The organism is Janthinobacterium sp. NFX145 (assembly GCF_049810325.1).
Lineage (GTDB): Bacteria > Pseudomonadota > Gammaproteobacteria > Burkholderiales > Burkholderiaceae_D > Janthinobacterium > Janthinobacterium rivuli.
This window is the reverse complement of record NZ_CP187360.1, coordinates 4,400,112-4,422,903: the sequence shown is the minus strand read 5'-3', so window position 1 is coordinate 4,422,903 and position 22,792 is coordinate 4,400,112. Positions and strand designations below refer to the sequence as shown.

The 22,792-nt window shown below is 63.4% G+C and carries 19 protein-coding genes; 5 read left to right on the top strand and 14 right to left on the bottom strand.

Going from position 1 to position 22,792, the window contains the following annotated elements; translation table 11 throughout:
- Window positions 1-11: 11 nt before the first annotated feature.
- A complete protein-coding gene (gene pbpC / locus ACPJXG_RS19755) occupies window positions 12-2,102 on the top strand; it encodes a penicillin-binding protein 1C (RefSeq protein ID WP_425252086.1) in 2,091 nt (696 codons plus the stop codon).
- 2 nt (window positions 2,103-2,104) lie between these two features.
- On the opposite strand, the gene ACPJXG_RS19750 is transcribed toward pbpC, so the two are convergent.
- From ACPJXG_RS19750 to ACPJXG_RS19695, 12 genes are all read right to left on the bottom strand, one after another.
- Window positions 2,105-3,727, bottom strand: a complete 1,623-nt coding sequence (locus tag ACPJXG_RS19750) for a type VI lipase adapter Tla3 domain-containing protein (RefSeq protein WP_425252085.1) — start codon at window positions 3,725-3,727, stop codon at window positions 2,105-2,107.
- A 107-nt stretch (window positions 3,728-3,834) separates the two neighbouring features.
- On the bottom strand, window positions 3,835-6,153 hold the full coding sequence (locus ACPJXG_RS19745; protein ID WP_425252084.1) for a T6SS effector phospholipase Tle3 domain-containing protein: 2,319 nt from the start codon (window positions 6,151-6,153) through the stop codon (window positions 3,835-3,837).
- Window positions 6,154-6,244: 91 nt separating this feature from the next.
- A complete protein-coding gene (locus ACPJXG_RS19740) occupies window positions 6,245-6,883 on the bottom strand; it encodes a hypothetical protein (protein ID WP_425252083.1) in 639 nt (212 codons plus the stop codon).
- 111 nt (window positions 6,884-6,994) lie between these two features.
- Window positions 6,995-7,324, bottom strand: coding sequence for a hypothetical protein (locus tag ACPJXG_RS19735; protein ID WP_152598879.1), 330 nt, complete (start codon window positions 7,322-7,324; stop codon window positions 6,995-6,997).
- A gap of 116 nt (window positions 7,325-7,440) precedes the next feature.
- Window positions 7,441-7,953, bottom strand: a complete 513-nt coding sequence (locus tag ACPJXG_RS19730) for a hypothetical protein (RefSeq protein ID WP_425252082.1) — start codon at window positions 7,951-7,953, stop codon at window positions 7,441-7,443.
- 27 nt (window positions 7,954-7,980) lie between these two features.
- A complete protein-coding gene (locus ACPJXG_RS19725; RefSeq protein WP_425252081.1) occupies window positions 7,981-8,415 on the bottom strand; it encodes a hypothetical protein in 435 nt (144 codons plus the stop codon).
- Between the two features lie 116 nt (window positions 8,416-8,531).
- Window positions 8,532-9,878, bottom strand: a complete 1,347-nt coding sequence (locus tag ACPJXG_RS19720) for a sigma-54-dependent transcriptional regulator (RefSeq protein WP_402720684.1) — start codon at window positions 9,876-9,878, stop codon at window positions 8,532-8,534.
- A 3-nt stretch (window positions 9,879-9,881) separates the two neighbouring features.
- On the bottom strand, window positions 9,882-11,780 hold the full coding sequence (locus tag ACPJXG_RS19715) for a sensor histidine kinase (RefSeq protein WP_425252080.1): 1,899 nt from the start codon (window positions 11,778-11,780) through the stop codon (window positions 9,882-9,884).
- Between the two features lie 131 nt (window positions 11,781-11,911).
- A complete protein-coding gene (locus ACPJXG_RS19710; protein WP_034786306.1) occupies window positions 11,912-12,703 on the bottom strand; it encodes an ABC transporter ATP-binding protein in 792 nt (263 codons plus the stop codon).
- An 11-nt stretch (window positions 12,704-12,714) separates the two neighbouring features.
- Entirely contained in the window at window positions 12,715-13,524 is an 810-nt protein-coding gene (locus tag ACPJXG_RS19705; RefSeq protein ID WP_425252079.1) for an ABC transporter permease, read from the bottom strand.
- A 27-nt stretch (window positions 13,525-13,551) separates the two neighbouring features.
- A complete protein-coding gene (locus ACPJXG_RS19700) occupies window positions 13,552-14,553 on the bottom strand; it encodes an ABC transporter substrate-binding protein (RefSeq protein WP_425252078.1) in 1,002 nt (333 codons plus the stop codon).
- 397 nt (window positions 14,554-14,950) lie between these two features.
- A complete protein-coding gene (locus ACPJXG_RS19695) occupies window positions 14,951-15,187 on the bottom strand; it encodes a hypothetical protein (protein WP_035826310.1) in 237 nt (78 codons plus the stop codon).
- A 479-nt stretch (window positions 15,188-15,666) separates the two neighbouring features.
- Between ACPJXG_RS19695 and ACPJXG_RS19690 the strand changes: the two genes are divergently transcribed.
- Complete coding sequence (locus ACPJXG_RS19690) at window positions 15,667-16,167, top strand: winged helix-turn-helix domain-containing protein (protein WP_223278908.1); 501 nt, start codon at window positions 15,667-15,669, stop codon at window positions 16,165-16,167.
- A 232-nt stretch (window positions 16,168-16,399) separates the two neighbouring features.
- Window positions 16,400-17,272 (top strand): zinc-dependent peptidase, encoded by an 873-nt coding sequence (locus tag ACPJXG_RS19685; RefSeq protein ID WP_425252077.1) that lies wholly within the window; start codon window positions 16,400-16,402, stop codon window positions 17,270-17,272.
- A 9-nt stretch (window positions 17,273-17,281) separates the two neighbouring features.
- Here ACPJXG_RS19685 and ACPJXG_RS19680 read toward each other — a convergent pair whose 3' ends face one another.
- Entirely contained in the window at window positions 17,282-17,974 is a 693-nt protein-coding gene (locus ACPJXG_RS19680) for a LytR/AlgR family response regulator transcription factor (protein ID WP_425252076.1), read from the bottom strand.
- Window positions 17,971-19,620 (bottom strand): histidine kinase, encoded by a 1,650-nt coding sequence (locus tag ACPJXG_RS19675; RefSeq protein WP_425252075.1) that lies wholly within the window; start codon window positions 19,618-19,620, stop codon window positions 17,971-17,973. The genes ACPJXG_RS19680 and ACPJXG_RS19675 overlap by 4 nt, the downstream gene beginning before the upstream one ends.
- 164 nt (window positions 19,621-19,784) lie before the next feature.
- Between ACPJXG_RS19675 and ACPJXG_RS19670 the strand changes: the two genes are divergently transcribed.
- Both ACPJXG_RS19670 and ACPJXG_RS19665 read left to right on the top strand, forming a co-directional pair.
- The gene (locus ACPJXG_RS19670) at window positions 19,785-21,869 is read left to right on the top strand and encodes a serine hydrolase (RefSeq protein WP_425252074.1); all 2,085 of its coding nucleotides are present in this window, start codon (window positions 19,785-19,787) and stop codon (window positions 21,867-21,869) included.
- Between the two features lie 91 nt (window positions 21,870-21,960).
- Window positions 21,961-22,791 (top strand): transporter substrate-binding domain-containing protein, encoded by an 831-nt coding sequence (locus tag ACPJXG_RS19665; RefSeq protein ID WP_219310826.1) that lies wholly within the window; start codon window positions 21,961-21,963, stop codon window positions 22,789-22,791.
- Window position 22,792 lies beyond the last annotated feature (1 nt).

Genomic DNA, 22,792 nt, shown 5'->3' with positions numbered 1-22,792 from the left:
TCATTGTTGTCATGGGCTGCCTGCTGGCCGGCCCCGTCTTCGCCGAGGCGATATTGACGCCGGCCCAGGTGCAAGCCGCCTACCGCAGTTCGGAAGCGCAGTTGCTGGACCGCAGCGGCGCACCGCTGCAATCGTTGCGCGTGGACATGAAGGTGCGGCGCTTGCCGTGGGTGCCGCTGGCCGATATTTCACCGGCCGTGCAGCAGGCCGTGCTGCTGGCGGAAGACCAGCGCTTCATGCGCCATGGCGGCGTGGATGTGTCCGCACTGGCCACGGCCGCCTGGGACAATCTGTTTTCAAAAAAGCCCCGGGGCGCTTCGACCATCACCATGCAGCTGGCGGGCCAGCTCGATGCGGATTTGCAGGCGTCCTCGGGCGGACGCAGCCTGCGCCAGAAGTGGGATCAGATGCGCGCCGCCCAGGCCATCGAGGATAGCTGGAGCAAGGCGCAGATTTTCGAAGCGTATTTGAACCTCGTATCATTCCGCGGCGAGCTGCAGGGCATCGCGTCCGCCTCGTACAGCCTGTTCGGCAAGGCGCCGTCGGGCCTGAACCAGACGGACGCCATCATTTTGGCCAGCCTCGTGCGGGCGCCGAACGCGCCGCCGGCCACCGTCACGCGCCGCGCCTGCGCGCTGGCGAAAGAGTGGCGCATGGACAGCAGTTGCCAACTGATCGGCCAGCGCGTGCAGACGGCCCTGCAGCGCAACGCGTTGTATGCGGAACTGGCGCCGGCGCCGCAAGTGGCGCAGCAGCTGCTGAAGCAGCCGGGCGCGCAGGTCGCCAGCACCCTGGATGGTTCCTTGCAGCGCTTCGCACAGGAAAACCTGCGCCAGCAACTGGCATCCTTGCGCGAGCGCAATGTCAACGATGGCGCCATCATCGTGTTAGATAACCGTAGCGGAGAAATCCTCGCCTATGTGGGCAATGCGGGCGGCAGCCACGTCGATGGCGTGACGGCTCTGCGCCAGGCCGGTTCCACATTAAAACCGTTCTTGTATGAACTGGCCATCGAGCGCCGCTTGATGACGGCCGCCTCCGTCATGGACGACTCTCCGCTGGACGTCGCCACGGCGTCCGGCATGTATGCGCCGCAAAACTACGACCGCAATTTCAAGGGTTACGTCAGCGCCCGCACCAGCCTGGCCAGCTCGCTGAACATTCCCGCCGTGCGCACGGTGCTGCTGACGGGGCAGGACGGGTTCTACAACCGCCTGAAGGACGTGGGCCTGTCCAGCCTGACGGAACCTGCCGAATACTACGGCCCTTCGCTGGCGCTGGGCTCGTCGGAAGTAACTTTGCTGGAACTGGCCAACGCCTACCGCGCGCTGGCCAATGGCGGACTGTACAGCACCGCCAGCCTGCAGCCGGGGCAAGCGGGCAAGGACAGGCGCCGCGTGATGGAGCCGGGCGCCGCCTTCATCGTCGGCGACATCCTGGCCGACCGCGCTGCGCGCAGCATGACGTTTGGCCTGCGCAACGAGCTGGGGACAAATTTCTGGAGCGCCGTCAAGACGGGCACGAGCAAGGACATGCGCGACAACTGGTGCATGGGTTACTCGGCGCGCTACACGGTGGGCGTGTGGGTGGGCAATTTCGATGGCAAGCCCATGTGGGACGTGTCGGGCGTGACGGGCGCCGCGCCCGTGTGGCGCGACGTCATGGATTACCTGCACAAGAACGTGCCCAGCCATGCCCCGAAAGCGCAGCCCGGCGTATTGCAGCAGATGGTGGCGTACCAGCCCGCGCTCGAAGCGCCGCGCCGCGAATGGTTTATCGCCGGCACGGAAAGCCCCGTCATTGCCGTCTTGGGCGACACCGTGAAGCCGCCCGCCATCGTGTATCCGGCCGAGGACAGCATCCTCGCCATCGACCCCGACATCCCGCCCGCCCTGCAGCGCGTGTTCTTCCAGGCCCAGGGCAGCCGCGACTTGCGCTGGGTGCTCGATGGCAAGGACATGGGCGCTGCGCTTGACAGCATCAGCTGGCGCCCCGTGCCCGGCAAGCACGCGCTGGCCCTCGTCGATGATGCTGGCAAGACGGTGGCGAAGGTGGCGTTTCAGGTGCGGGGGAATGCGCTGGCGTCGCTTGCCGCGCACTGAGATCAGTTCGCCGGATAATTCGCCGGGTCGATGGCCGGCGTGACGTGGTGCCGCAGCACATCGCCGCCGTGCGGGTGTTTTTGCGTGCGGCGTTTTTCTTCCGATGGCGGGCTGACCAGCACGATGGTCGCTTCGTCCGGGTTGCGCAGGTTCACCACGGCGCTGACGCCGCCATCGCGGTAGCTGCCCATCACGCCGATGGCCATCTGCACGAACAGGGTGGCCGCGCCCGTGTTGCCCAGGCGCTGGTCCGTGTCGATCCACTGCGCCGTATTGCCGCTGTCGAGTTCCGTGCCGCCATCTTCCGCATGGCTCAGCAAGGTCTTGTGCAGCGCCACCAGCTGCGCCTGATTGCCACCGGTGGCGGCGACCAGGCGCGCCGGGGCAGCGGGGCGCTCGGCTTCCGGCAAGCTGCGCAAGGCTTGTTGCCAGCCCGCCTGCAAGGCTTGCTCGCGCTGATCGCGCCGCGTCAGGGGCTTGCCGTGCTCATCCGTCATCCTGACAAACGTGGGCCGGTGGATGAAACCGAAGGTCGGCAGGCGGTCCAGCTGCGCCAGTTGTTCCTTGTTGAAGGGCAAGGGAAACCAGGGCGTGGGTTGCCAGTCTTTGGGCGGTTGGTAGGTCTTGTGCTGGAGCCTGTCGAGCATGCTGAAGCTGCCCGTGCCGCGGATATCGGAGCGCTGCGCGAATTGCGCGGCGACGGGGAGCCATTCGGCGATTGAGGGCTGACGCTGGGTGAATGCACTCGGGTCTTCTTTTTTGTCTGGATGGGGCACTGCTCGCATCAATTTGTCATAGGCCAGATACAGGCGCCGCGCCACGCCGTAGGTGTTGAGGTCATCGACGCTGTCCTCGGGCGGCGCATCGTCATATGCAAACTTCCGCACGGCGTCGATGCGCTCACGCCGGGCCAGCACAAAGAGGGCGGAGGTGTCGGGCATTTCGGGGATGTAGCGGCCGTCATGTGTGAGCGGCGGAGAGTTGTCAGGACTGTACAGGTCGCGCGTGGGCATGCTGTCTTCGGAATTGAGCACGATGTAAGGCACGTCGGGATGGGCATCGAAAAAGGCAAATACCTCTTCCAGGATGCGGTCCGGATGTTCGCTCAGGCGGCGTGGACCACTGGCGAACAGATGCCAGTGCAGACCGGATGACGCGGCGCCACCGGCCAGGCCTATGGCTGGTGAGTCGGGGCTGTCCAGCATGCGCGAATTGAAGATCGGTGGCTCAGCATTGAAAACGGGGACGCCGAAATACATGGGAGTATCCCTCGCCCCATTCTCCAGCGTGTCGCCGCCGCGGCCACCTGCTATCCCAGCTCTTTGCATGGCGTCCCAGGTGTATTTTTCCTTGTCCTGTTCGCGGATGCTGGCATAGGCATTTCCCTGCTGCAGCGCTTCCCACAGCTTGCCTTGGCGATACTTGTCAAGAGTGACGCCGAGACCGATGACTTCCAGCGCATATTCCCGCTTGTCCTGTTCGCTGGGCGCCGCTTGTTGCACTTGCGGCTGTGCGACGGCCACAGGCTTGGACGAATGCAGCCAGCGAGAGCCGAGCAATGTAGCCGCGACAAGGGGCGGGATCAGCAACAGCCATTGCAGGTGGTGCCATAATTTACTACGCATCGTGGACTCCAATAAGAAAGGTGACGGACCGATCAGCAAAGACCCAAATAGAGCCAACACGATGAGGGCGGCACCGAGTGGGTATCGTAAGCGTGGAAATGTACTTTTCATTTTGAGATATCGTCGCTTGGCTTGTGGACGACTGGCGTGACGACCGATTCGGTACGCCTGCCGTTGATTGTTTCACACACAACAGTGGATGGTAGACCCGCCTGCAAGGCAGGCACGAAGGCTGGCAACACTCCCGAGCTGTAGTAGTCGGCATTGCCTTTGATAATGAGCTGGCGCTGCGCCGGTTCTGCCGCCAGGTAGATTGCAAATTTTTTCTTGAAGTCACTCCATCGGGGGATGGATGGTCGCACTGGATTGCGGATATCGCCTTGTAATCGCCAGTCGGCAACGGCGCACAAATATTCATAAAACCTTGGATCACTGCTCGCCTTCCCGCTGCCGATGGCCACGTCATACGCCGTCACGTTGCGGTGGTTGTCCGCGTTGCCGATGATGGCCCCGTGGAAGGATTTTGGGCTGACCTCGTTTTGCCAGCGCTTGCGTGCCTCGTTCGGGGTTTCTTCGCGATTCACAAGCAGATTGTCGCCACCACCCGGATGGCGCGAAACGCGGTCGATCTTGCATTGGTCGCCAGCTTCCTTGCCCAGGTTCAGGGCTTTTTCCACCTGATCGCGCTCGCCCGAGCCGAACATGCCGACGCCGTATTCGGGAATGCGATGCTTGAGCGGCCGCGGATCGGCAATGATTTCCTGCTTGCGCATGCGCAAACCTTTCTTGCTGGTCACCGCGATGGCCGCGTCGATTGGATCGACTTCTTCGCACGGCCCCTGCTGGTCGCGCGGCAGCCTGGCCTGGTCGGAATCCTTCGGGAATTGCCCAGGGCGGATTTCGCCGCCGTCCAGCACGGCTTTCATGGGCGCACGCAGCGCTTCGCCATTGATCGTGCGCAAGCCTTCGCGCCGACCCGCTTCCGTGGAAAAGATATTCCATTTGCTGGGTTTGACGGGGGGCCATGGCGCCTCGTCATGGTTGCCGCGGTGGCCCCGGTTGGCGCCGGCCACGTGGGCATGGTCGTCCTCGCCTTCCAGCCGCAGGGCGAAGTCGTGCGGCGGCGTGCCTACCAGCACCGGCCCATTGTTTTTGCCAGCCGCATCGGGGCGCTGTTTGTTGGTAAAGACACGCTGGTAAAATCCTTTACCCAGTTCCGCTAGCGGTTGCCGGCGCTGGAAATCCTTTTCCCAGTAGGTGGGACCGTCACCCCAGATGCTTTTGTCCGTCTTGCCCTTGGTTTTGGACAGGCCATGGCCATCGATGTGGTCGGGTATGCCTTGCCAGCCGATGCCCTGCATATTATCCAGCGCTACAGTCATGTCTTCGGGGCAGAAGTACAGGTAAACCTTGCCCCGGTTGTCGCGGTCAGCTTCCGCGCGCCATGCCGCGCCTGCCATGCCATGGCAGACGGCGTGATCCTTGATGTGCGCAAAGGCGGGCGTGGCGTGCTTTTTTGCCACCACGCCTTGCACGATCTGCGCCAGGGTTTGCAGGCGCGCATGCAGCGTCTGGCGGTTGTTGATGGCGTCGTACTGGCTTTCCATCGCCGCATCCCGGCCGCCGCCAAAGATGCGGCTCGATTCCGCCGCGCCGAAGAACATGGTCGTGTCTTCCACCAGGCTGTAGGGCGGATGCGTGAGGATCAGCGTGTCGGCGGGTCGCTTGCCTTCGTCGAGCAGGAAGGCTTGCGCCAGCAGCGAGATCAAGCAGCCCTGGCTGTGCGCGACGATGGAAACCACGTCGTCGCTGTCGTAATCGCGGATCATGGCGATGAGCGCGGCCAGGCGCTTGGCCGCCAACACCATGTACATGCGGCCCGGCGCCGTCTTCAAAGGGCGTACGGGATCGCCGCCCACGTCGTACGGAGAGAATAATCCCTTGTTCCACATGTCGGGCAGGGTATTGGTGGCATTGCCGAACGGGCCGCCGTTCTTGGACATATCCTTGTCCAGGCGGTTGCCATAGCGGTCCGTGTTCTGGCCGTTGACCACTTTGCTGGCGTTGCTGCGTTCGCGAAAGCCCCAGTAAAACGGGATCACGGGGCTGTACGTCGTGTCATCCGGCTGGCGCTTGAAAAATACATCGTCCGGATCGGCCAAGGCTTCCTTCTTGTCGGATGCCTGCGGCAGGCGGTAGGTGGCCGGGGTGAACACGTGGCCGCCGCCATACATGCGCGCATCGAGTCCCTGGCAGAGTCCTTTTTCCACGGCGCCAAAACTGGTGCCGACGTCGTTCACGCCATGGATGACGATGATGTTGCCGGGCAACTCAGGGCGGATGCGCACGATGGCGTCGTTGAGGCGGCCACAGTGGAGCAGGGCGGTACTCTTGCCGCTGGTGTAGGGAAGTTTGGGATACGCCATCGCCGCTCCATGCTGACCAGACAGGACAGTGTAGAGGGGCGGGACGGCGGCTTAATTGCGTTTACGCAAGCATTACGGAGAGAGAACCGCTTTATGGCGCGCTGAGGATCTTCGTCAGCGCAATCCGATACGCGGGCTGCACCTCGCCATCCTTGTCCAGCTTGTCCGTCATGATCACGCCGAAACCCTGCGCGTACCACACGTATTCGCCGCTTTTGCCTTTGCTTTTGCCGCCCACGTCATGCAGTTCGAACTTGCAGGCGTCGGGGAAGCGGCGGCCGCCCAGTTCCAGGCGTTCCCAGCCCAGGAAGGTGATGGAGAAATTGCGCTCGTCCGTGCGCGTCGAGGTCGTGATCTTGTCGGACAGGCCCGCCAGCGGGTAGTGGGTGCTCGTTTGCGTGTCCGAAAATTGCACGCGCACTTCCTGGCCGGGGCGCATGTTGGCGGGGATGGCGGACTGCGGCGTGTAAACGTTCTTGCTGCGCACGGTGCCGTCTTCGTTGTAGTGGACGTTGCCTGTCAAGAATACCTGGCCATCGCGGATGTCCTGGTAGGACGTGGCCAGCAGCACGCCGCCGTTGAGGATCAGCTGCGTGCCCTTTTGTGTCTTGCCCTCGAATAGTTCCTCGACGTTGACTTGCGCGTCGCCATTGTTCTTGCTGAAGTTGACACCCGTCGTCAGATCCATGCACTCGCCCACCGTGGGCGCCGCCTGTACGCCCGCGGCCACGAATACCCCTGCCGCCATCATTCCACACCATGCTGCTTTCATTGTCTTCCTGGCTATCTTGTAAAGGCGCGATGATAGCGTGCCTGAAAGCAACGTGGCGCAGCGCTGGACTTATTTCGTGGGGGCGACGGGGATGCTGGGCACTGCTGGTGTGGACGCTGGCGGCTCGGTTGGCGCGCCGGTGTGGGGCTTGTTTTCCGGGTTGGCTGTCGGCTTCCCGCGCCGCGTGCGTTTGTCCGTGCGTGTTTTGCTGGTCTTGCCGTCGTGGATCAGCTTGCCTTTGTTGTCGAGCTTGTCGGAGGCATCCGATTGCTGGCCCGGATCCCTGGCATTGTTGGTGTGGTTGCCCGTCTGGTTCAGATTCGTCGTCGACTGGGCTTGCACCCAGGCGCCGCCAACGGTCATCAGGGTGGCGGCCAGCAAGAGAGCGGGAGTTTTCATGGTGCGTGTCCTGTGTAGAAAGTTGGGATACTGCTGTCGAGACTCGATTGTCACATGCATGCTGCCGTTTCCAAGTAGGAATATGCCGCATGCGCGTGTGAGCATATTGCCAGTGTTCACGCATGCTGGGCCGCACGCAAGCGCAGGCGCCGCGCGCTCAGGCCGTCACGCACGCACCACGCCAGCGAGATGGCGCCCATGGCGGCCAGCCACTGGCCGGGGCCGCCGGGCGGCAGGACTTGCATGGCCGTCGGCAGGGCCAGCCAGCCGGGCAGCGCCTGCAGCAGCAAGGTGGCGATCACGCCCAGGTTGATGAATAACAGGACGTGCAGGATGCGCTCGGGTACGGGCAAGCGGCGCGTGTCGCCTTCGACCACGGTGTCGCGCAGCGAGACGAGTATTTCCGCCAGCAGCAAAGCCACAGGCCAGCAAGCGAGCCAGCCATGCCAGCTGAACAGGCCCAGCGAGGGGAACAGCAGGCCGAAGATGGCTTCGCGGGCGCTGTGCAGGCGCTGCTCGGCGGCCGCACCCAGGCGCGACGGCAACCGCACGAGTAGCTCGTGGTTGAGGATGACGTCGACCCCGCCCAGCAGGCCGTGCAGCAGCAGCGCGGCCTGCAGCGCCGTCATGGCTATTCCGTGCCGCGTTGCCGGCGTTTAGCGGCCGGGCTGGCGCGGCGGTACCACGCCCGTGTTGCCCGACGTGCCAGAGGTGCCGGTATTGCCGGAAGTTCCCGATGTCCCCGATGTCCCCGACGTGCCTGTGCCACCCGTAGTGCCGCTCATGTTCTGCGTGCCGCTGCGCGCGGCGTTGCCTGCGGACTGGCCGGCGCTGCCCGGGGCGCCGCCGCCCGAGTTGGTGCCGCTGGTGGATTGTCCCGCGCTGGTCGATTGTCCCGTATCGTGGCTGCGCGATTTGCCGGATTTCTTGTGCTGTTTCTTGCCATTCTTGCGCGTCGTCGTCGCGTCGTCTTGCGATGTATTTTGCTGCGCGGACGTACCGGTGTTGCCAGTGCCCGTCGATTGGGCCTGTGCCAGGGCGCTTGCACTAGCGAACAGCAGGATGGCCAGCATCAATGCGGATGGTTTCATGGGAACTCCTTCTCTTGGCAGGAAGTGGAGTCACGATTCTGGCATGCGCGGGCAGGCCGGCAAGTAGGAGCGCGCCGCCCGCGGCTGTGGGTGCATGGCTGGCCGCGGCGCAGGCGTCAGCGGAACTGCTCGGTGGAAATATCGAAGCGCTTGAGCTTGTCGTACAGGGTTTTCTTCGGGATATTCAGGCTGGCGGCCGCGTCGACGACGTTGCCGTTGTGACGGCGCAAGGCTTCCTCGATGATGGAAATCTCGAAGGTGTCGACTTGCTCGGCCAGCGACGCTTCGCGGCAGCCGGCCGGGCTGAGGGTGTCGTCAAGCAAGCCCAGCACGAAGCGGTCGGCCACATTGTGCAGCTCGCGCACATTGCCGGCCCAGCGCTGCGCCATCAGCGAGGCGATCAGTTCGCCGCTGACGAGGGCGGCCGGCTGGCCGTAGCGCAGCGCCGCCTGCAGCACGAAAAATTCGAACAGCAGGGGGATATCTTCGCGCCGGTTGCGCAGGGCAGGCAGGGTCAGGCTGGCCACGTTCAGGCGGTAATACAGGTCGGGCCGGAATTTGCCCTGTTCCGCCAGCACATTCAAGTCTTCCTTGGCGGCGGCGATCACGCGGAAATTGACGGATATCAATTTGTTCGAGCCGAGGCGCTCCACCTGCCGCTCCTGCAGCACGCGCAGCAGTTTCACTTGCAGGGCCAGCGGCATGCTTTCGATTTCGTCGAGGAACAGGGTGCCGCCGTTCGCGTATTCGATCTTGCCGATGCGCTGGCGCTGCGCGCCCGTAAACGCGCCTTCCTCGTGGCCGAACAGTTCCGACTCGAAGATCGATTCGGGCAGGGCGCCGCAGTTGATCGCCACGAAAGGGTGGTCGCGCCGCTCGCTGAAGTCGTGCAGGCAGCGGGCGATCAGTTCTTTTCCTGTGCCCGTTTCGCCGAGGATGATGATGTCGGCCGATTTGGGCGCCAGATTCAGCACCAGCTGGCGCACCTTGGCCATGGCCGCGCTGCGGCCCACGATGCGCGCTTCGATGCCGACCCGCTGCTCGAGCTGGCGGCGCAAGTTCATGTTTTCCAGCACCAGGTGGCGTTTATCCAGGGCGCGGCGGCACACTTCCACCAGCAAGTCGGCGGAAAACGGTTTTTCGATGAAATCGTAGGCGCCACGGCGCATGGCGCCCACGGCCATCGACACGTCGCCGTGGCCCGTGACGAGGATGACGGGCAGGCTGGCATCCTGCGCCACGGCGATATCGAGCAGTTTCAAGCCATCCATGCCCGGCAGCTTGATGTCGCTCAATAAAATGCCGGCAAATTCAGGCACCAGGTAGGGCAGCGCTTCCTCGGCCGTGGCCACGGCCGTCACTTGCAAGCCCGCCAGTTCCAGCGATTGCCGGGCGCCCTTGCGCACGACGGCATCGTCTTCCACCAGCAGCACTTGCATGCCTTCAAAATTATTCTCGTGCATTCCCTATTCCTTCGTCTCTATCTTATGCTCCCCCGGGGCGCAGCTCAGGGTGATGGTAAATTGTGCACCGCCCCCTTCCTGCGCGCTGCGGTTGCGCACGGCCAGGGCGCTGCCGGCCGCGCGCAGTATGCCTGCGCTGATCGACAATCCCAAGCCCAGCCCGTGTTCCTTGGTGGTATAGAAGGGGTCGAAGATCTTGTCGAGCGAGGCCAGCGGGATGCCGGGGCCATTATCGGTGATATGCAGCACGGCGAGGTCGCCTTCGCGGCGCACCTGAAACCAGATCTGCACGGGCTCGCTTTCCGGCACGGCATCCATGGCATTCGTGATCAGGTTGGTGAACACTTGCTCCAGGCCGATGGCGTTGCACAGCACGATGATGTCGTCCTCATGCCAGCTTTCATGCAGGCTCAGGCGCTGCGAATGCTTGCGCGTGCGGATTTGCAGCATGGTTTGCGCGAACGCCTGGCGCACGCTGACGGGTTTGCGGGCATCGTCGCTGCGCCGCGCAAAGCCTTTCAATTGCGACGTGACATAGCCGAGCCGCTTGACGAGGTCGGAAATGGTCGACAGGTTGTCGAGCGCATCGTCGATCTGGCCCCTTGCCAGAAACACCTTGGCATTGTCGGAAAACGTTTGCAGGGCGGCCAGCGGCTGGTTCAGTTCGTGCGTCACGCCGGCCGCCATCTGGCCGATGGCCGCCAGCTTGCCGCTTTGCACCAGTTCCGCCTGGGCATAGCGCAGGGTCTGTTCGGCCCGCTCGCGCTCGGCCACCTCGGCTTGCAGGCGGCCGTTCGCGTGGACCAGGTCGGCCGTGCGCTGTTCGACCTTGATTTCCAGCTGTTCATAGGCGCGCGCCAGGGTTTGCTGCGCATTGAGCTTGTCGGCGATGCGGCGCCGGCGCTGGCGCGCATACATCAGGGCCAGCAGCAGCAAGGCCCAGCCCAACGCGGCGGCGATGGCCGCGTTGCGCGCCGCCTCGTCAACCTGGTCGAGTTCGGCCAGCACCGTGATCTGCCATTGCAGCGGACCCAGGGCGCGGTTCACGGCGAGGTAATCCACCTTGTCCGCGCTGCCGGACAGGGCCGGCGTGTCGCCCGCCGGCGCTCGTTCCAGGGTCATCACGCTGGCGCCGTCGGCGAACTGGCGCCGCAGCCGGTGCGGCAAGATGGGCAAGTTTTCTTGCAGGAACTGGCGCTGTTCGCTGATGTTGTTCTTCGCGTCCGCCGACAGCGGGGCCAGGGTCTTGAACTTGAAGGCGGGTGTGGTGGCCAGGATCAGCACGCCATTCGCATCCTTGACCCAGATCTGTTCGCCAGCGCCGGGCGTGCGCCACGATTGCTCGATCCAGTCCAGGTTGACCTTGGCGGCGACGATGCCGATGATGCGCCCGTTGCGCTGCACGGGTTGCGAAATGAAATAGCCGGCTTCGAAGGTCGAGGCGCCGATGCCGTAGAAGCGGCCGATGCCGCCCGCGAACGCATCCTTGAAGTAGGGCCGGAAACCGTAGTTGACGCCGACATACGAGCTGCGCTCTTGCCAGTTGCTCGACGCCAGGGTCGTGCCCTTGTCATCGAGCACGTAGACGGCAAAGGCGCCCGCGCGGCGGTTCATGTCGACCAGGTAGGCGTTGATCTGCGTGACCTTGTCGGCGCTGGGCTGCTCCAGCAATTGTGCCACGGCATCGCTCTGGGCCACGGCCAGAGGCAGGAATTCGTATTTATTGAGGGCGCCGCCGATGGACGCCGCATACAGTTCCGCGCGCGAATCGAGGGTGCGGTGCAATTCATCGAGCTGGCGCTGCTGGACCCAGGCATACGATGCCCACGTCAGCACGACCAGCGACCCCACGGCCAGCAGGGGGCCGAGCGCGGGTCTCAGGGTCCGTTTGCCGAATGCCATGGTGCTCCGTGTGTCGGGTTAAATTCTCGGGTTTGTTACGACGGTATTGTAAAGCTGAAACCCGAAAAGACTGGGGTCGGACCCTGAGGGTCCGACCCCGGTAGTTGCCAAGGGGTTTGCTTGCGCGGGAACTAATCAGCCGTACTCGCCATCGTCTCGGCGTTATGATGCCTTTGCTGCTCTTCCATCACCATCTCGCCCAGCATGCGTTTCAGGCGGTTGAACTCGGGGTCGCTCGGGTCGCGCGGGCGGGGCAGGTCGATGGCCACGTCGCGCTTGATGGTGCCGGGACGGTAGGTCATGACGATGGTGCGGTCGGCCAGGTAGATCGATTCCTCGATCGAGTGCGTGACGAACACGATGGTGGTGCCGAAGACTTTCCAGATTTTCAGCAATTCATCTTGCAGGTTGCGCCGCGTCAAGGCATCGAGCGCGCCGAACGGTTCATCCATCAGCATGATCGGCGAATCGAGGGCCAGCACGCGGGCGATCGCCACGCGCTGGCGCATGCCGCCCGACAAGTCTTTCGGGTAGCGAGCACGGAATTCCGTCAAGCCCAGCATGCTCAGCAGCATGTCGACCCGTTCCTTGATCTCGGCTGGCGTCTTGCCGGCGATTTCCAGGCCGAACGCGATATTGCTCTCGATGGTCATCCAGGGGAACAGCGCGTATTCCTGGAACACCATGCCGCGGTCGGGACCTGGCTCGGTGATCAGCTTGCCACCAGCCAGGATCTGGCCCGACGTCGGCTGCGAAAAGCCGGCGATGGCGTTGAGCAGGGTCGACTTGCCGCAGCCCGACGGCCCCAGCAGGCAGATGAACTCGCCGCTGGCGATTTCCAGGTTGATGTCCTTCAGGGCGATGACGTCCGCGCCGCCCGTGGTGAAGATTTTATTGACTGCATTGATATTAATCGTGGTCATGGCCGTTCCTCTCAGTGTTCCAGGCCGCGGTGCCACTGCAGCAAATGATTATTCAGGGCATTCATGGCGATATCGATGGCCAGGCCGAACAGGCCGATGGTAAACATGCCGGCGATAATCTTGTCGGACCAGAAGTACTCGCGCGCTTCGAGGATGCGGAAGCCCAGGCCGCTATTCACGGCGATCATTTCCGCCACGATCACGACGATGAAGGCCGTGCCCATGCCGATGCGTGCGCCGGCCAAGATATACGGCGTGGCCGCCGGCAGGATGACGCGGCGGAACATGGTCATCTGGCTGGCGCCCAGGTTGCGCGCGGCGCGGATGTAGATGCCGTCGACCTGGCGTACGCCGGCGATGGTATTCATCAGCACGGGGAAGAAGGAACCGATGCTGATCAGGAAGAAGGCGGGCGGGTTACCCAGGCCGAACCACAAAATTGCCAGCGGAATGTAGGCGATCGGCGGAATCGGGCGCAGCACCTGCACCAGCGGGTCGAACAGTTTATAGATGGTCTTGTTGGTACCCATCAGCAAGCCCAGCGGCAAGGCCAGGCCGGCGCCGATGGCGAAGCCGCCCAGCACGCGCGACAGGCTGGCCCAGGCGTCATGCGGCAGTTCGCCGGAGAACATCCACACCAGGTAATTGCCCGCTTCCGGCGTGTACGCTTCCATCGGCATCAGGTATTCATACCATTTCACCAGCACGGCCACGGGCGAGGGCAGGATCTGCGGATTGATCCAGCCGAATGTCGACATGGCTTGCCACAGCAGCAGCACGGCGACGGGCACGGCGGCGCCGTGCGCGAAGCGTTTCATCATTTGAATATTCATCGTGATACTTTCAGATTAGCGAGGTGCGTAGGACTTCTTGGCTTTTTCCAGCAGATCCAGCTTGACCCAATCCTTGGCGGCAGGCGCTTTGGCCATGCGGCCCACGCCGAATTTCACCATGTAGTCGGTGGTCAGCTGCACGTGGCTTTGCGTGATGTCTTCCGTGAAGATGGCGTTGTCGATGGCGTCGCGGTAATCGTCGGTCGTGATCTGGTTCTTGAACATCGATTCACGCACGTATTTTTCCGCCAGTTTCGGGTCGGCCAGGAAGGCGCGCGTGGCGGCGACGAAGCAATCCATGAAGCGCTGGGCCACGGCCGGCTTTTCCTTGTACATTTTTTCCGTCATCACGAGCGCGCGCACAGGCTCGCCCAGCGGCGTGTCGTAAGGCTTGAGGATGGCCGCGCCGTATTTCTTGTGGATCGCCTGGGTCGAGTACGGCTCGGACTGGCTCATGACATCGATATCCTTGGTCAGCAAGGCCTGGTTCAAGTCCGGGTAGCCCATGTACAGGATCTGCACGTCCTTGCCCGGCTTGTCGGACCAGGTCAGCTTGGCCTTGGTCAGTTCGGCAAACAGCAGGATTTCCTGCGGGCCGCCACGCGTGACGCCGACTTTCTTGCCTTTCAGGTCGGCGATGCCCTTGATGTTCAGGTCGGGACGGCCGACGATCTGCACGCCGCCCTTGGCGAAGCCGCCCACCAGATACACGGGCAAGCCCGTGGCGCGGCCCGTGATGGCCGCTTCCAGCGCGCTGGCGGACACATCGATTTCGCCGGCGATCATGGCTGGCACGATGTCGAGGCCCTTGGCGAAGATGCGCTCTTCAATTTTCAAATCGTATTTCGGCGCGATTTCCTTCATGTAGGCGACGGCGCCGTAATGGGCGAATTTCAGGTTGCCCAGGCGAACCAGGTCGGCCGCATGGACGGCCAGCGGGAATTGCGCGGCCAGGGCGACGGCCACGGTCAGTGCCTTGGTGTTCAGGAAGGACGAGATGCGGAAGGTGCGTGCCATGCTGTTGTCTCCAAAAGGTAGATGGTTTTATATAGTGGGTCAGGCTGCCGCTCTGATGGCGGTTATGAAAATATAAAAGCATCTTCCGTGCCAGTGGAGCGCATTTTGGCGTTTATTGCAAGTGATTGTTTATAAAGGTTTAATTTGAATCCATTGAAAATGGGAAATGGCAGGATTCCGCTTTTCCGCACGGCGAGGGGAAAGGCTGTGCGGATAGCCGCATTTCCGGTGGCCGCTTCGACGTTGGCTGGCGGGGCCGCATGCCGGTGAACCTTCAGGGCGCGGCCGACTCCAATCGTAAAAAAACGCGTTGCAAACAGGCTGGCAACGCGTAACTCCCCCGTGGAGTAGGGGCGGCGCCGCGCGGGCGCCTGATGGATAGCTCCGTCTGCCGGGCTTACTTCGGCGCCGTGGCCGGTGGCAGGGCGGGCGCCGTGGCGGGATCGGTCAGCGGCGCAGGCGGCGTCGTGCTGCCAGGGCCTGTGTCTGGCGTGGCTGGCGTGACGGGGGCCGGCATTACTTGTGGCGCGGAACTGGGATTGGGCGCCGTTTCGGGCAGGGGCGCCTCGGCCGGTTTTTTACAGGCGGACAGGCTGACGAGCAAGGCGGCGGCCAACAGGGCAGGTATTTTCATGATATTTCCTTTGCAAGAGTCGAGGATCGCGATGCGGGCGGCAGGCGCCGCGCGCGAAGCTTGAATTTATTGCAATGGCGCTTGCGCTTCTGTTCGCTATTTCACTTTGCGCCACGAATGGGAGCACACGGTAGTCATACAGGGATTTTAGATGTCATTTTTAGATGCCATGCGAGAAATGATTCGGTAGGGCAATATTTTTCACTTTCTTGCTTCTAATGTTCGTTAACGCACAGACCGTAGCCGCCGACACAGGCATTCTGTGCCCAGACGCTCAGGATTCGTGGTGTTCTGGTATAAAAATTGCCAAGAACTTAACAATTCGGGCTACCGGCAATCTGTTTAAAAGGAGTATTCAAATGCATGCAATGACTCAGTCTCACGTGAAGAGCGAATTAAAGGCAGCGCACCAGGAACTTCGTAGCCCCGAAAAAGGCTCGCAAATGGTAGAACGCGCAGCACCCATCCCCCCGGAACGCATGAACCCCATTTCCATGGCACCGATCGAGCGCGTGCGTTCGACGTCGGCCACCCTGCGCCGCATCGAAAACATGCAAAAGCTGATCGGCGAATTGTCGCTGCACGAGATGCTGGCCGATGAAATCGCCTGGTTCCTCAAGTTTTCGCCATCGGGCGCCCGCAAATACATCCGCGACCTGCGCGAAGCGGGCGTGATCGAACTGGCCCGTTACATCGAAGGCACCGCCACCTATCTGGGCAAGGCAGTGTACCAGTTGACGCCGGATCCTGAGCGCGTGCGCGCCTTCCTGGCCGCCATCGTCCAGCCAAAACGCGAAGGCGCGCCACCGCGCAAGGATCGTCCAGGCCTGCGCGAGCAAAGCATGGCAGGCAGCGGCCGTCACTTCCACATCCTGGCCGATGACACGCATTACGCCATCCGCGTCAACCGCGGTCCCGTGACGCGCGATCCGCTCGTCGCTGCCTTGTTCGGTGCGCCACAGCAAAAGTCGGCCGAGTAACACCTGACGGTTTAGTCAGGCGTTGTGAGCGTGTAATGAAAGCCGGGTTCAGCCCCGGCTTTTGGCATTGGCGCAAGCCGTTTCACGTAGTCTGATTGAAAAGACTGCAAGCATCCCCATGTGGGCTGGACTGCTGCCCGCGACGCGGGTTCACTTGAAGGAGCTTGTCCTTGTCTGCCTACGCCGTGTCCCTTTGCCCCATTGGCCTGATTGTCCTGCAGCGGGCCGCCGCATGAACCCGCTGCTGTGGATCGCCCTCGTCACGGCCGCCATCGTCTTGTCGCTGTGGTTTCCCCGCTGGCGCCTGAAGCGGGCGCTGTCCAGGCCCTTGCCGGCCGAAGGCCTGGCCGTGCTGGAAAAGAATATCCCCGTGTATCTGCGCATGCCGGCCCCGCTGCAGGAGCAGTTGCGCCGCCTCGTCGTGCAATTCCTGTATCAGAAGAAATTCGTCGGTTGCGGCGGCCTGGAAATCACGGACGAGATGCGCTATACCATCGCGGGACAGGCTTGCTTGCTGCTGCTCAACCGCCAGACCCAGGTGTATCCGGAACTCGATACCATCCTCGTGTATCCGACGGAATTCATCGTCACGCGCGATGAAGTGGGGCCGGGCGGTGTGGTGACGCCATCGGCGAATGGTTTATTGGGCGAATCCTGGGGCGATGGCCGAGTGGTGCTGGCCTGGGATCACGTGCAGCGCGGTGCTGCCGACTGGAGCGATGGCCACAATGTCGTGCTGCATGAATTTGCCCACCAGCTCGACAGCGAATCGGGCGCCGCGAATGGCGCACCGTATTTGCCCAGCGTGTCGAGCTACCGCAGCTGGGCCACCGTGCTGTCGCGCGACTTCGACAACCTGCGCCATGACGCCATCTATCAGCAGCACAGCGTGATGGACCATTACGGCGCCACGAATCCCGCCGAATTCTTTGCCGTGGCCACGGAAACCTTCTTTGAAAAGCCATACCAGATGGCCGAGCACCACGAGGAGCTGTACGCGCAATTCTTGCAGTACTACAAGGTTGACCCGCGCGACTGGATGGCGCCGCCCGTGGAAGCCGAGCACATGGCCTCGCCGTTCCCCAATTTTGCCCAGCACTGGTAAGCGGGGACTTTAGCCCAGCAGCCGCTGTTTCAGCGCGGGATAGCTGCTGCGCGAGACGGGAATGCCCGTGCTCGTCTGCGTATCGAGCGCATACTTGCCGCCCGCCGCGATCTGCAGCCGCTTGAAACCGAGGCTGTTGACGATGTAGGAGCGGTGCACGCGCAGGAAGTGCGGTGGCAGCAGAGCCATGAGCTTGTCGATAGGCAAGTCGTGAAAGCACTGTTCGCCGCTGCGCAGCACGATATTGCTGTAGTGGCCATCGGCTTGCACGTGGTCGATGTCGGCCATGGCGATCCATTCCAGCGCACCCCGTTTCTTGACGGCCAGCGAAGCGGCGTCCGTGTGCCGCTCCGTGTAGCGTTGCAGCGCCTTGTGCAGGCGTTCGCGGCTGAACGGCTTGGCAACGAAGTCGAGCACGCCGAACTCGAAGGCCGTGATCGAGCGTTCCGCGTGGGCCGAGACGATGATGGTCTGCAACGGAGCCTTTTGTGCCAGACGCAGCAGCTCATAGCCGTCGGCGCCGTGCAAATTCAAGTCCAGCAGCAGCAAGTCGACTTGTTCCTGGGCCAGCGCAGCTAGCGCTTGCGGCACATTGTCATGCAGCGCGAGATTGCCGAGGCGCTTGCCGAAATGCGCGCGCACCTCGCGTTCGAGGCCTTGCGCGATCAGCGGTTCATCTTCCAGTATCAATACATTCATCATGGCGCCGCCGGCAAGGTAAAGGTGAGGCGCCAGCCTGCCTGCTGCCGTTCGCTGGCATAGTGGGCCGCATCGCCAAACACGGCGTGCAGGCTGGCGCGGATGTACTGTTCGCCCACGCCGCCGCCCGCGTGTGGGCGCGTCTCGCCTTCGGGCAGGATCACGGTGAGCACCTGCGTTTGCGCCTGTCGTGCGATGCGCAGGATAAAGGCCGCGCCGTGGCGGTAGCGGTTGTGGCTGAATGCGTTTTCCAGCGCCGTCAGCAACAGGGCGGGCGGCACGGTGATGCCCGCCGCCTCGCCGTCGAGCTGCAGGCTGCACGGCTGCTGCAGCCGCGTGCCCATGATGCTCAGGTAATTCTCGCACAGGGCCAGTTCCTGCGTCAGGGCGATGCTGGGCTGCTGGGCAAATTCGTTGAGCATGCGCAACTCGGCGCCCAGCGCCTCGATGAAGGTTTCGGCCGCCTGCGGCGATTGCGCGTTGAGTTCGCTGATCAGACTCAGGGAGTTCATCAGGAAATGCGGTTGCATGCTTTTGCGCAAGAGCTGGTTTTCCAGCTGCTGGGCGCGCGCCGCCTTGCTGCGTTCGCGCAACAACTGCGCCAGCAATTGCGCGCATAAAGGCAGCAGCAAAAAGCACACGACGAGGGCGAAGCCGCCTTCGGCAAACTGGCTGCCCGTCAGCAGGAACAGGGCGCACGAAGCGAGCGCGATCAAGGTGCCGCCACGGCTGCCCGGCAGACGGCGCCACACGGCGCCCAGGCTGAGCGCCAGGCTCGCTGCCAGGCCCGTCAAAAACATCAGCCAGCAGCGCGCGTCGAAATGCGCGGGCAGCGCGCCGGCCAGCGCGATGCATGCCAGCAGTACCACCGCCGCCAGCGGCCAGCGCGGCAGGCGGTAGGCCGTATAAAAATACAGGGGCAGCAAGGCGGAAAACAGCCAGGTCAGGGCGCTGACGGCATACAGGCGCGGCAAATGCATGGGATAGGCATAGCCGGCAAAGCTGCGCCAGAGTTCCGCCACCAGCAGCAGCGCCGCCACCAGGCACAGCGCCGCAAACATGGCCCAGTGCCGTTGCCGCTGGTACAGCGCCGTCAAGGCGAGGAACAGCAGGGACACGGCGCCCAGCGCCCCGGCCAGCAGCAGCGGCGGCAGCCGGTACCAGGCCAGCCCCGCGCGGTAGTCCTGCCGGTCGACCAGGTACAGCGCATAAAAGGGCGACGCCAGGTGCGCCGGCACCTGCTGCGTCGACAGCAGCAGGCGCAAGTGGTGCGTGCCCATGGTCAATTGCTGGGGCCTCAGGTGGATGGCGAAATCGATGTCGCCCGCGCGTTCCCCGCTGGCCTGGCGGGCCGGCTGGCCATTGCTGCCGATCAAGTCGCCGTCCAGCCACAGCTCGCTGGAAGCCAGCGCCGACAGCACCAGCAGCTGCGTCGACGAGGGCGTGGCGGCCAGGGTGACGACGCGCTCCACGCACAGCAGCTGGCCCGGCCGCACCAGCTGCTGCAGCGTGGCGGCGGGCGCGGACGGCGGGTTGCCGCAGGCGCGCCAGCCTTCGTCCAGCCAGAGCGGAGTCATGGCGCAGGCGAAACAGGGCAAGGCCAGGCAGCACAGCAGAAGGCAGCGGAAGAAGGAGGGCATGGCGGGCATTGTAGCTGCTCATTTGCCAACCATTTGCAACATTTTCATCCACTTTGGTGCCGTTCGTGCGTGCTGCGTGCATTTCGTGCACGGCCCGCCAATGGTGTGCAAAACACACTTACCATGCATCAGCGCCGTGCTGTGCACACGGCCCTCACCATGGAATCATGATTATGCAAAGCAGCAAATACTACGGTTTCGCCGGCGCGCTGGCCCTGTTCTGCGGCGTGGCGCAAGCCGCTCCCGCTGCTGTTCCTGCTCCTGCGCTGGCCGCGCGCCTGGCCGACTTCGACGGCTGGGTGGCCCAGCGCATGAGCGCGGAACGCATCCCGGGCGTGACCGTCGGTTTCAGCCAGGGCGACGTGGAATGGGTAAAAGGCTATGGCTATGCGGACCTGGAAAACCGCGTGCCGGCCACGGCCCGCTCCAGCTACCGGCTGGCGTCCGTCACCAAGCCCATGACGGCGGTGGCCATTTTGCAACTGGTGGAACAGGGCAAGGTCGACCTGGATGCGCCCGTGCAAACCTATGTGCCGTACTTCCCCGTCAAGCCGTTCCCCGTGACGGTGCGCCAGCTGCTGGGCCACCTGGGCGGCATCGACGCCTACCGCAACAGCCAGGTGGAACAGCATTTCAAGGAGCACAAGGATACGCGCCAGTCCATCGCCGTTTTCGAGCAGTTCGACCTGATCGCGGAACCGGGCACGCGCTTTCGCTACACCAGCTATGGCTACAACTTGCTGGGCGCCGTCATCGAGGGCGCCTCGGGCGAAAGCTATGGCGGCTACATGCGGCGCCACGTGTGGGGGCCGCTGGGCATGGACGCCACCGTGCTGGATGACCCGGACGCCGTGATCGCCCACCGCGTGCGCGGCTACCGGCTGGCCGGCAAGGAGTGGAAGAATTCGGAATTCGTCGACATCAGCAGCCGCTTTTCCGCCGGCGGCACGCGCGCCAGCGTGCCCGACATGCTGGCGTTCGGCAGGGGCGTCCATGACGGCAAGATACTGTCGGCGGCCAGCGTGGCCGCCATGGTGCAGCCGATGGCCACGCGCGCCGGCCGCTTGACGAACTATGGCATGGGCTGGGAAATCTTCCCCACGGGTGGGCGCTACGCCATTGCCCACAGCGGCCAGCAGCCGGAAACCGTCACCTATCTGTACAGCTTTCCCTCGCGCAAGCTCACCCTTGCCGTCGCCTCCAATCTCGAGCGCGTCAATCCGGAAGCCTTCGTGCAGCGCCTGTTCGAGGTGGTCACGGGCGAACCGTGGCAGCTGAACACCTATATCGCCGATGCAGGCGCGCAGCGCGCGTACCAGGTGGCGCAAGGCCTGTTCGAGGAGGGCAGGGCATACGCCGAGCGCACGAATCAACCGTATGCCGATGCGGCCGCCACGCGCGAGGCCTTCACGCAAATCAATCGCCAGGCGCTGGCGCCTGATGCCAAAACGGCGCGCGCCTACATCGACGCGGCCCGCCATCCCGCAGGCGGGCGCGTATTCCTCACGGCCGGCGCCAGCATGGCCAGGCAGTTGCGCGAGTCGGGCGTCGACCTGAACAAATATGCGCGCGGCGGCGCGCTGGCGTTTGCGCGCGACTATGTCCTGTTGTCGCAAGGGACAAAAGCCGGCACCTTGCCCCGTTTTGAGGCCGCTTTCGAGCAAGCCATCGTGTCCCTGGCCGGCAGCTGGGACCGCACGGCCGCCATCGCCTGGCCGGCAGCGCCCGTCCCCATGGCCGCACGCGATGGCCAGCTGCGCGCGGCCTTCCGCGGCCAGCGCGCCTATCCCGATTTCGTGCCCGAGTTGCAGGAACTGGCGCAAGCATCGGCCGCGCGCGGCGAGACAGACGCGGCGCTGGCGGCCAGCCGCCTGGCCGTGGAACTGTATCCGCTCAGCGACCGCGCGCATGCGCTGCAAGGCTTGACCTTGCTGCGCGCCGGCAAGACGGAACCGGCCCTCGCCGCGCTGCGCCTGGCGCTGGAGCGCGACCCGCTGGGCGCGGCCAGCCCAGCGGCGCTGAATCTGGAAGCGTATCGACTGAAAGGCAGCGGCGCCGTGGCGCAAGGCATGGCCGTGCTGCAGGCGGCCGTCAGCCTGCATCCGCGCGACGCGAATCTGCAGGACAGCCTGGCCGAGTTTTATGTCGAGCAAGGCTTGCGCCCGCAGGCCGTCGAGGCCTATCGCCAGGCGCTGCAGCTTGACCCCCGCTATCCGGGCGCCGTGGGGGCCAAGGCGGCGATCATCCGCCTTAGATGAATTCTTCATATGCAAGGCTGAAAAGATTCCTTTTTGGAAATAAGCGCGCTGCGGTCTAATGGCGGCATTCGTTATCCACCAGAGGAATTCCATGCAGACCCGTCTTCACTTCGCCGCGCTTCTTTTCACTTCCATCGCCTTTGCGCAGGTGGCGCAAGCGGACCAGCTGGCCGCCATCAAGGCGAAGGGCGAGCTGGTCTGCGGGACCCTGGGCACGGACGAGCCGAACAGCTTCATCGACGCCAGGTCGCGCCAGCTGGTCGGCTATGAAGTCGACTTGTGCCGCGCCATCGCCCAGGGCTTGGGCGTCAAGCCGGTGATCAAGCAGCTGGCCGTGGCCGCCCGTATTCCCGAATTGCAGCAGGGCCGCATCGATATCCTGACGGCGTCCTTGACGCACAACAAGGAACGCGAAGCGCTGGTCGATTTTTCCCTGTCCACGTTTTACACGGGCCAGCGCGTGCTGGTGAAAAAAAGCAGCAATATCACGACGGTCGCTGGTCTGGCCGGCAAGAAAGTGCTGACCGTCAAGGGCGGCACGCAGGAACCGAATATTCGCAAGGCCGTGCCCGGCGTGGACGTGGTGACGTTCGAGACCGCGGGTCAAGCCTATCTGGGTTTGCAGCAGGGAAAAGGCGTCGGCTATGTCGACGATGAAGTCTCCTTGCTCAACAACTACGCCAAGCTGGGCGCCGCGCAAAAGGATTACATTGTGCTGCCGCAAAACATCAGCCAGGAAGTGTTTGCCTTCGGCATCCGCAAGGGCGAGACGGGCGTGAAGACAGCCGTCGACCAGGTGCTGCGCGGGTTGGAGAAATCGGGCGAGGCGGAAAAACTGTTTTTCAAATGGTATGGCCCCACCAGCAACGTCAAATTTCAAAAACGTACCTTCAAGATCGACTCGGACAAGATCGACGCCTGAA

Coding starts and splice junctions, on each gene's coding strand:
- ACPJXG_RS19735 (WP_152598879.1), bottom strand. CDS start 7,324: ATGAAAACTCCCGCTCTCTTGCTGGCCGCCACCCTGATGACCGTTGGC.
- ACPJXG_RS19705 (WP_425252079.1), bottom strand. CDS start 13,524: ATGATGAAACGCTTCGCGCACGGCGCCGCCGTGCCCGTCGCCGTGCTG.
- ACPJXG_RS19670 (WP_425252074.1), top strand. CDS start 19,785: ATGCAAAGCAGCAAATACTACGGTTTCGCCGGCGCGCTGGCCCTGTTC.
- ACPJXG_RS19685 (WP_425252077.1), top strand. CDS start 16,400: ATGAACCCGCTGCTGTGGATCGCCCTCGTCACGGCCGCCATCGTCTTG.
- ACPJXG_RS19715 (WP_425252080.1), bottom strand. CDS start 11,780: ATGGCATTCGGCAAACGGACCCTGAGACCCGCGCTCGGCCCCCTGCTG.
- ACPJXG_RS19690 (WP_223278908.1), top strand. CDS start 15,667: ATGAACCCCATTTCCATGGCACCGATCGAGCGCGTGCGTTCGACGTCG.
- pbpC (WP_425252086.1), top strand. CDS start 12: ATGGGCTGCCTGCTGGCCGGCCCCGTCTTCGCCGAGGCGATATTGACG.
- ACPJXG_RS19695 (WP_035826310.1), bottom strand. CDS start 15,187: ATGAAAATACCTGCCCTGTTGGCCGCCGCCTTGCTCGTCAGCCTGTCC.
- ACPJXG_RS19675 (WP_425252075.1), bottom strand. CDS start 19,620: ATGCCCGCCATGCCCTCCTTCTTCCGCTGCCTTCTGCTGTGCTGCCTG.
- ACPJXG_RS19720 (WP_402720684.1), bottom strand. CDS start 9,878: ATGCACGAGAATAATTTTGAAGGCATGCAAGTGCTGCTGGTGGAAGAC.
- ACPJXG_RS19745 (WP_425252084.1), bottom strand. CDS start 6,153: ATGGCGTATCCCAAACTTCCCTACACCAGCGGCAAGAGTACCGCCCTG.
- ACPJXG_RS19750 (WP_425252085.1), bottom strand. CDS start 3,727: ATGCGTAGTAAATTATGGCACCACCTGCAATGGCTGTTGCTGATCCCG.
- ACPJXG_RS19710 (WP_034786306.1), bottom strand. CDS start 12,703: ATGACCACGATTAATATCAATGCAGTCAATAAAATCTTCACCACGGGC.
- ACPJXG_RS19725 (WP_425252081.1), bottom strand. CDS start 8,415: ATGAAACCATCCGCATTGATGCTGGCCATCCTGCTGTTCGCTAGTGCA.
- ACPJXG_RS19700 (WP_425252078.1), bottom strand. CDS start 14,553: ATGGCACGCACCTTCCGCATCTCGTCCTTCCTGAACACCAAGGCACTG.
- ACPJXG_RS19665 (WP_219310826.1), top strand. CDS start 21,961: ATGCAGACCCGTCTTCACTTCGCCGCGCTTCTTTTCACTTCCATCGCC.
- ACPJXG_RS19680 (WP_425252076.1), bottom strand. CDS start 17,974: ATGATGAATGTATTGATACTGGAAGATGAACCGCTGATCGCGCAAGGC.
- ACPJXG_RS19730 (WP_425252082.1), bottom strand. CDS start 7,953: ATGACGGCGCTGCAGGCCGCGCTGCTGCTGCACGGCCTGCTGGGCGGG.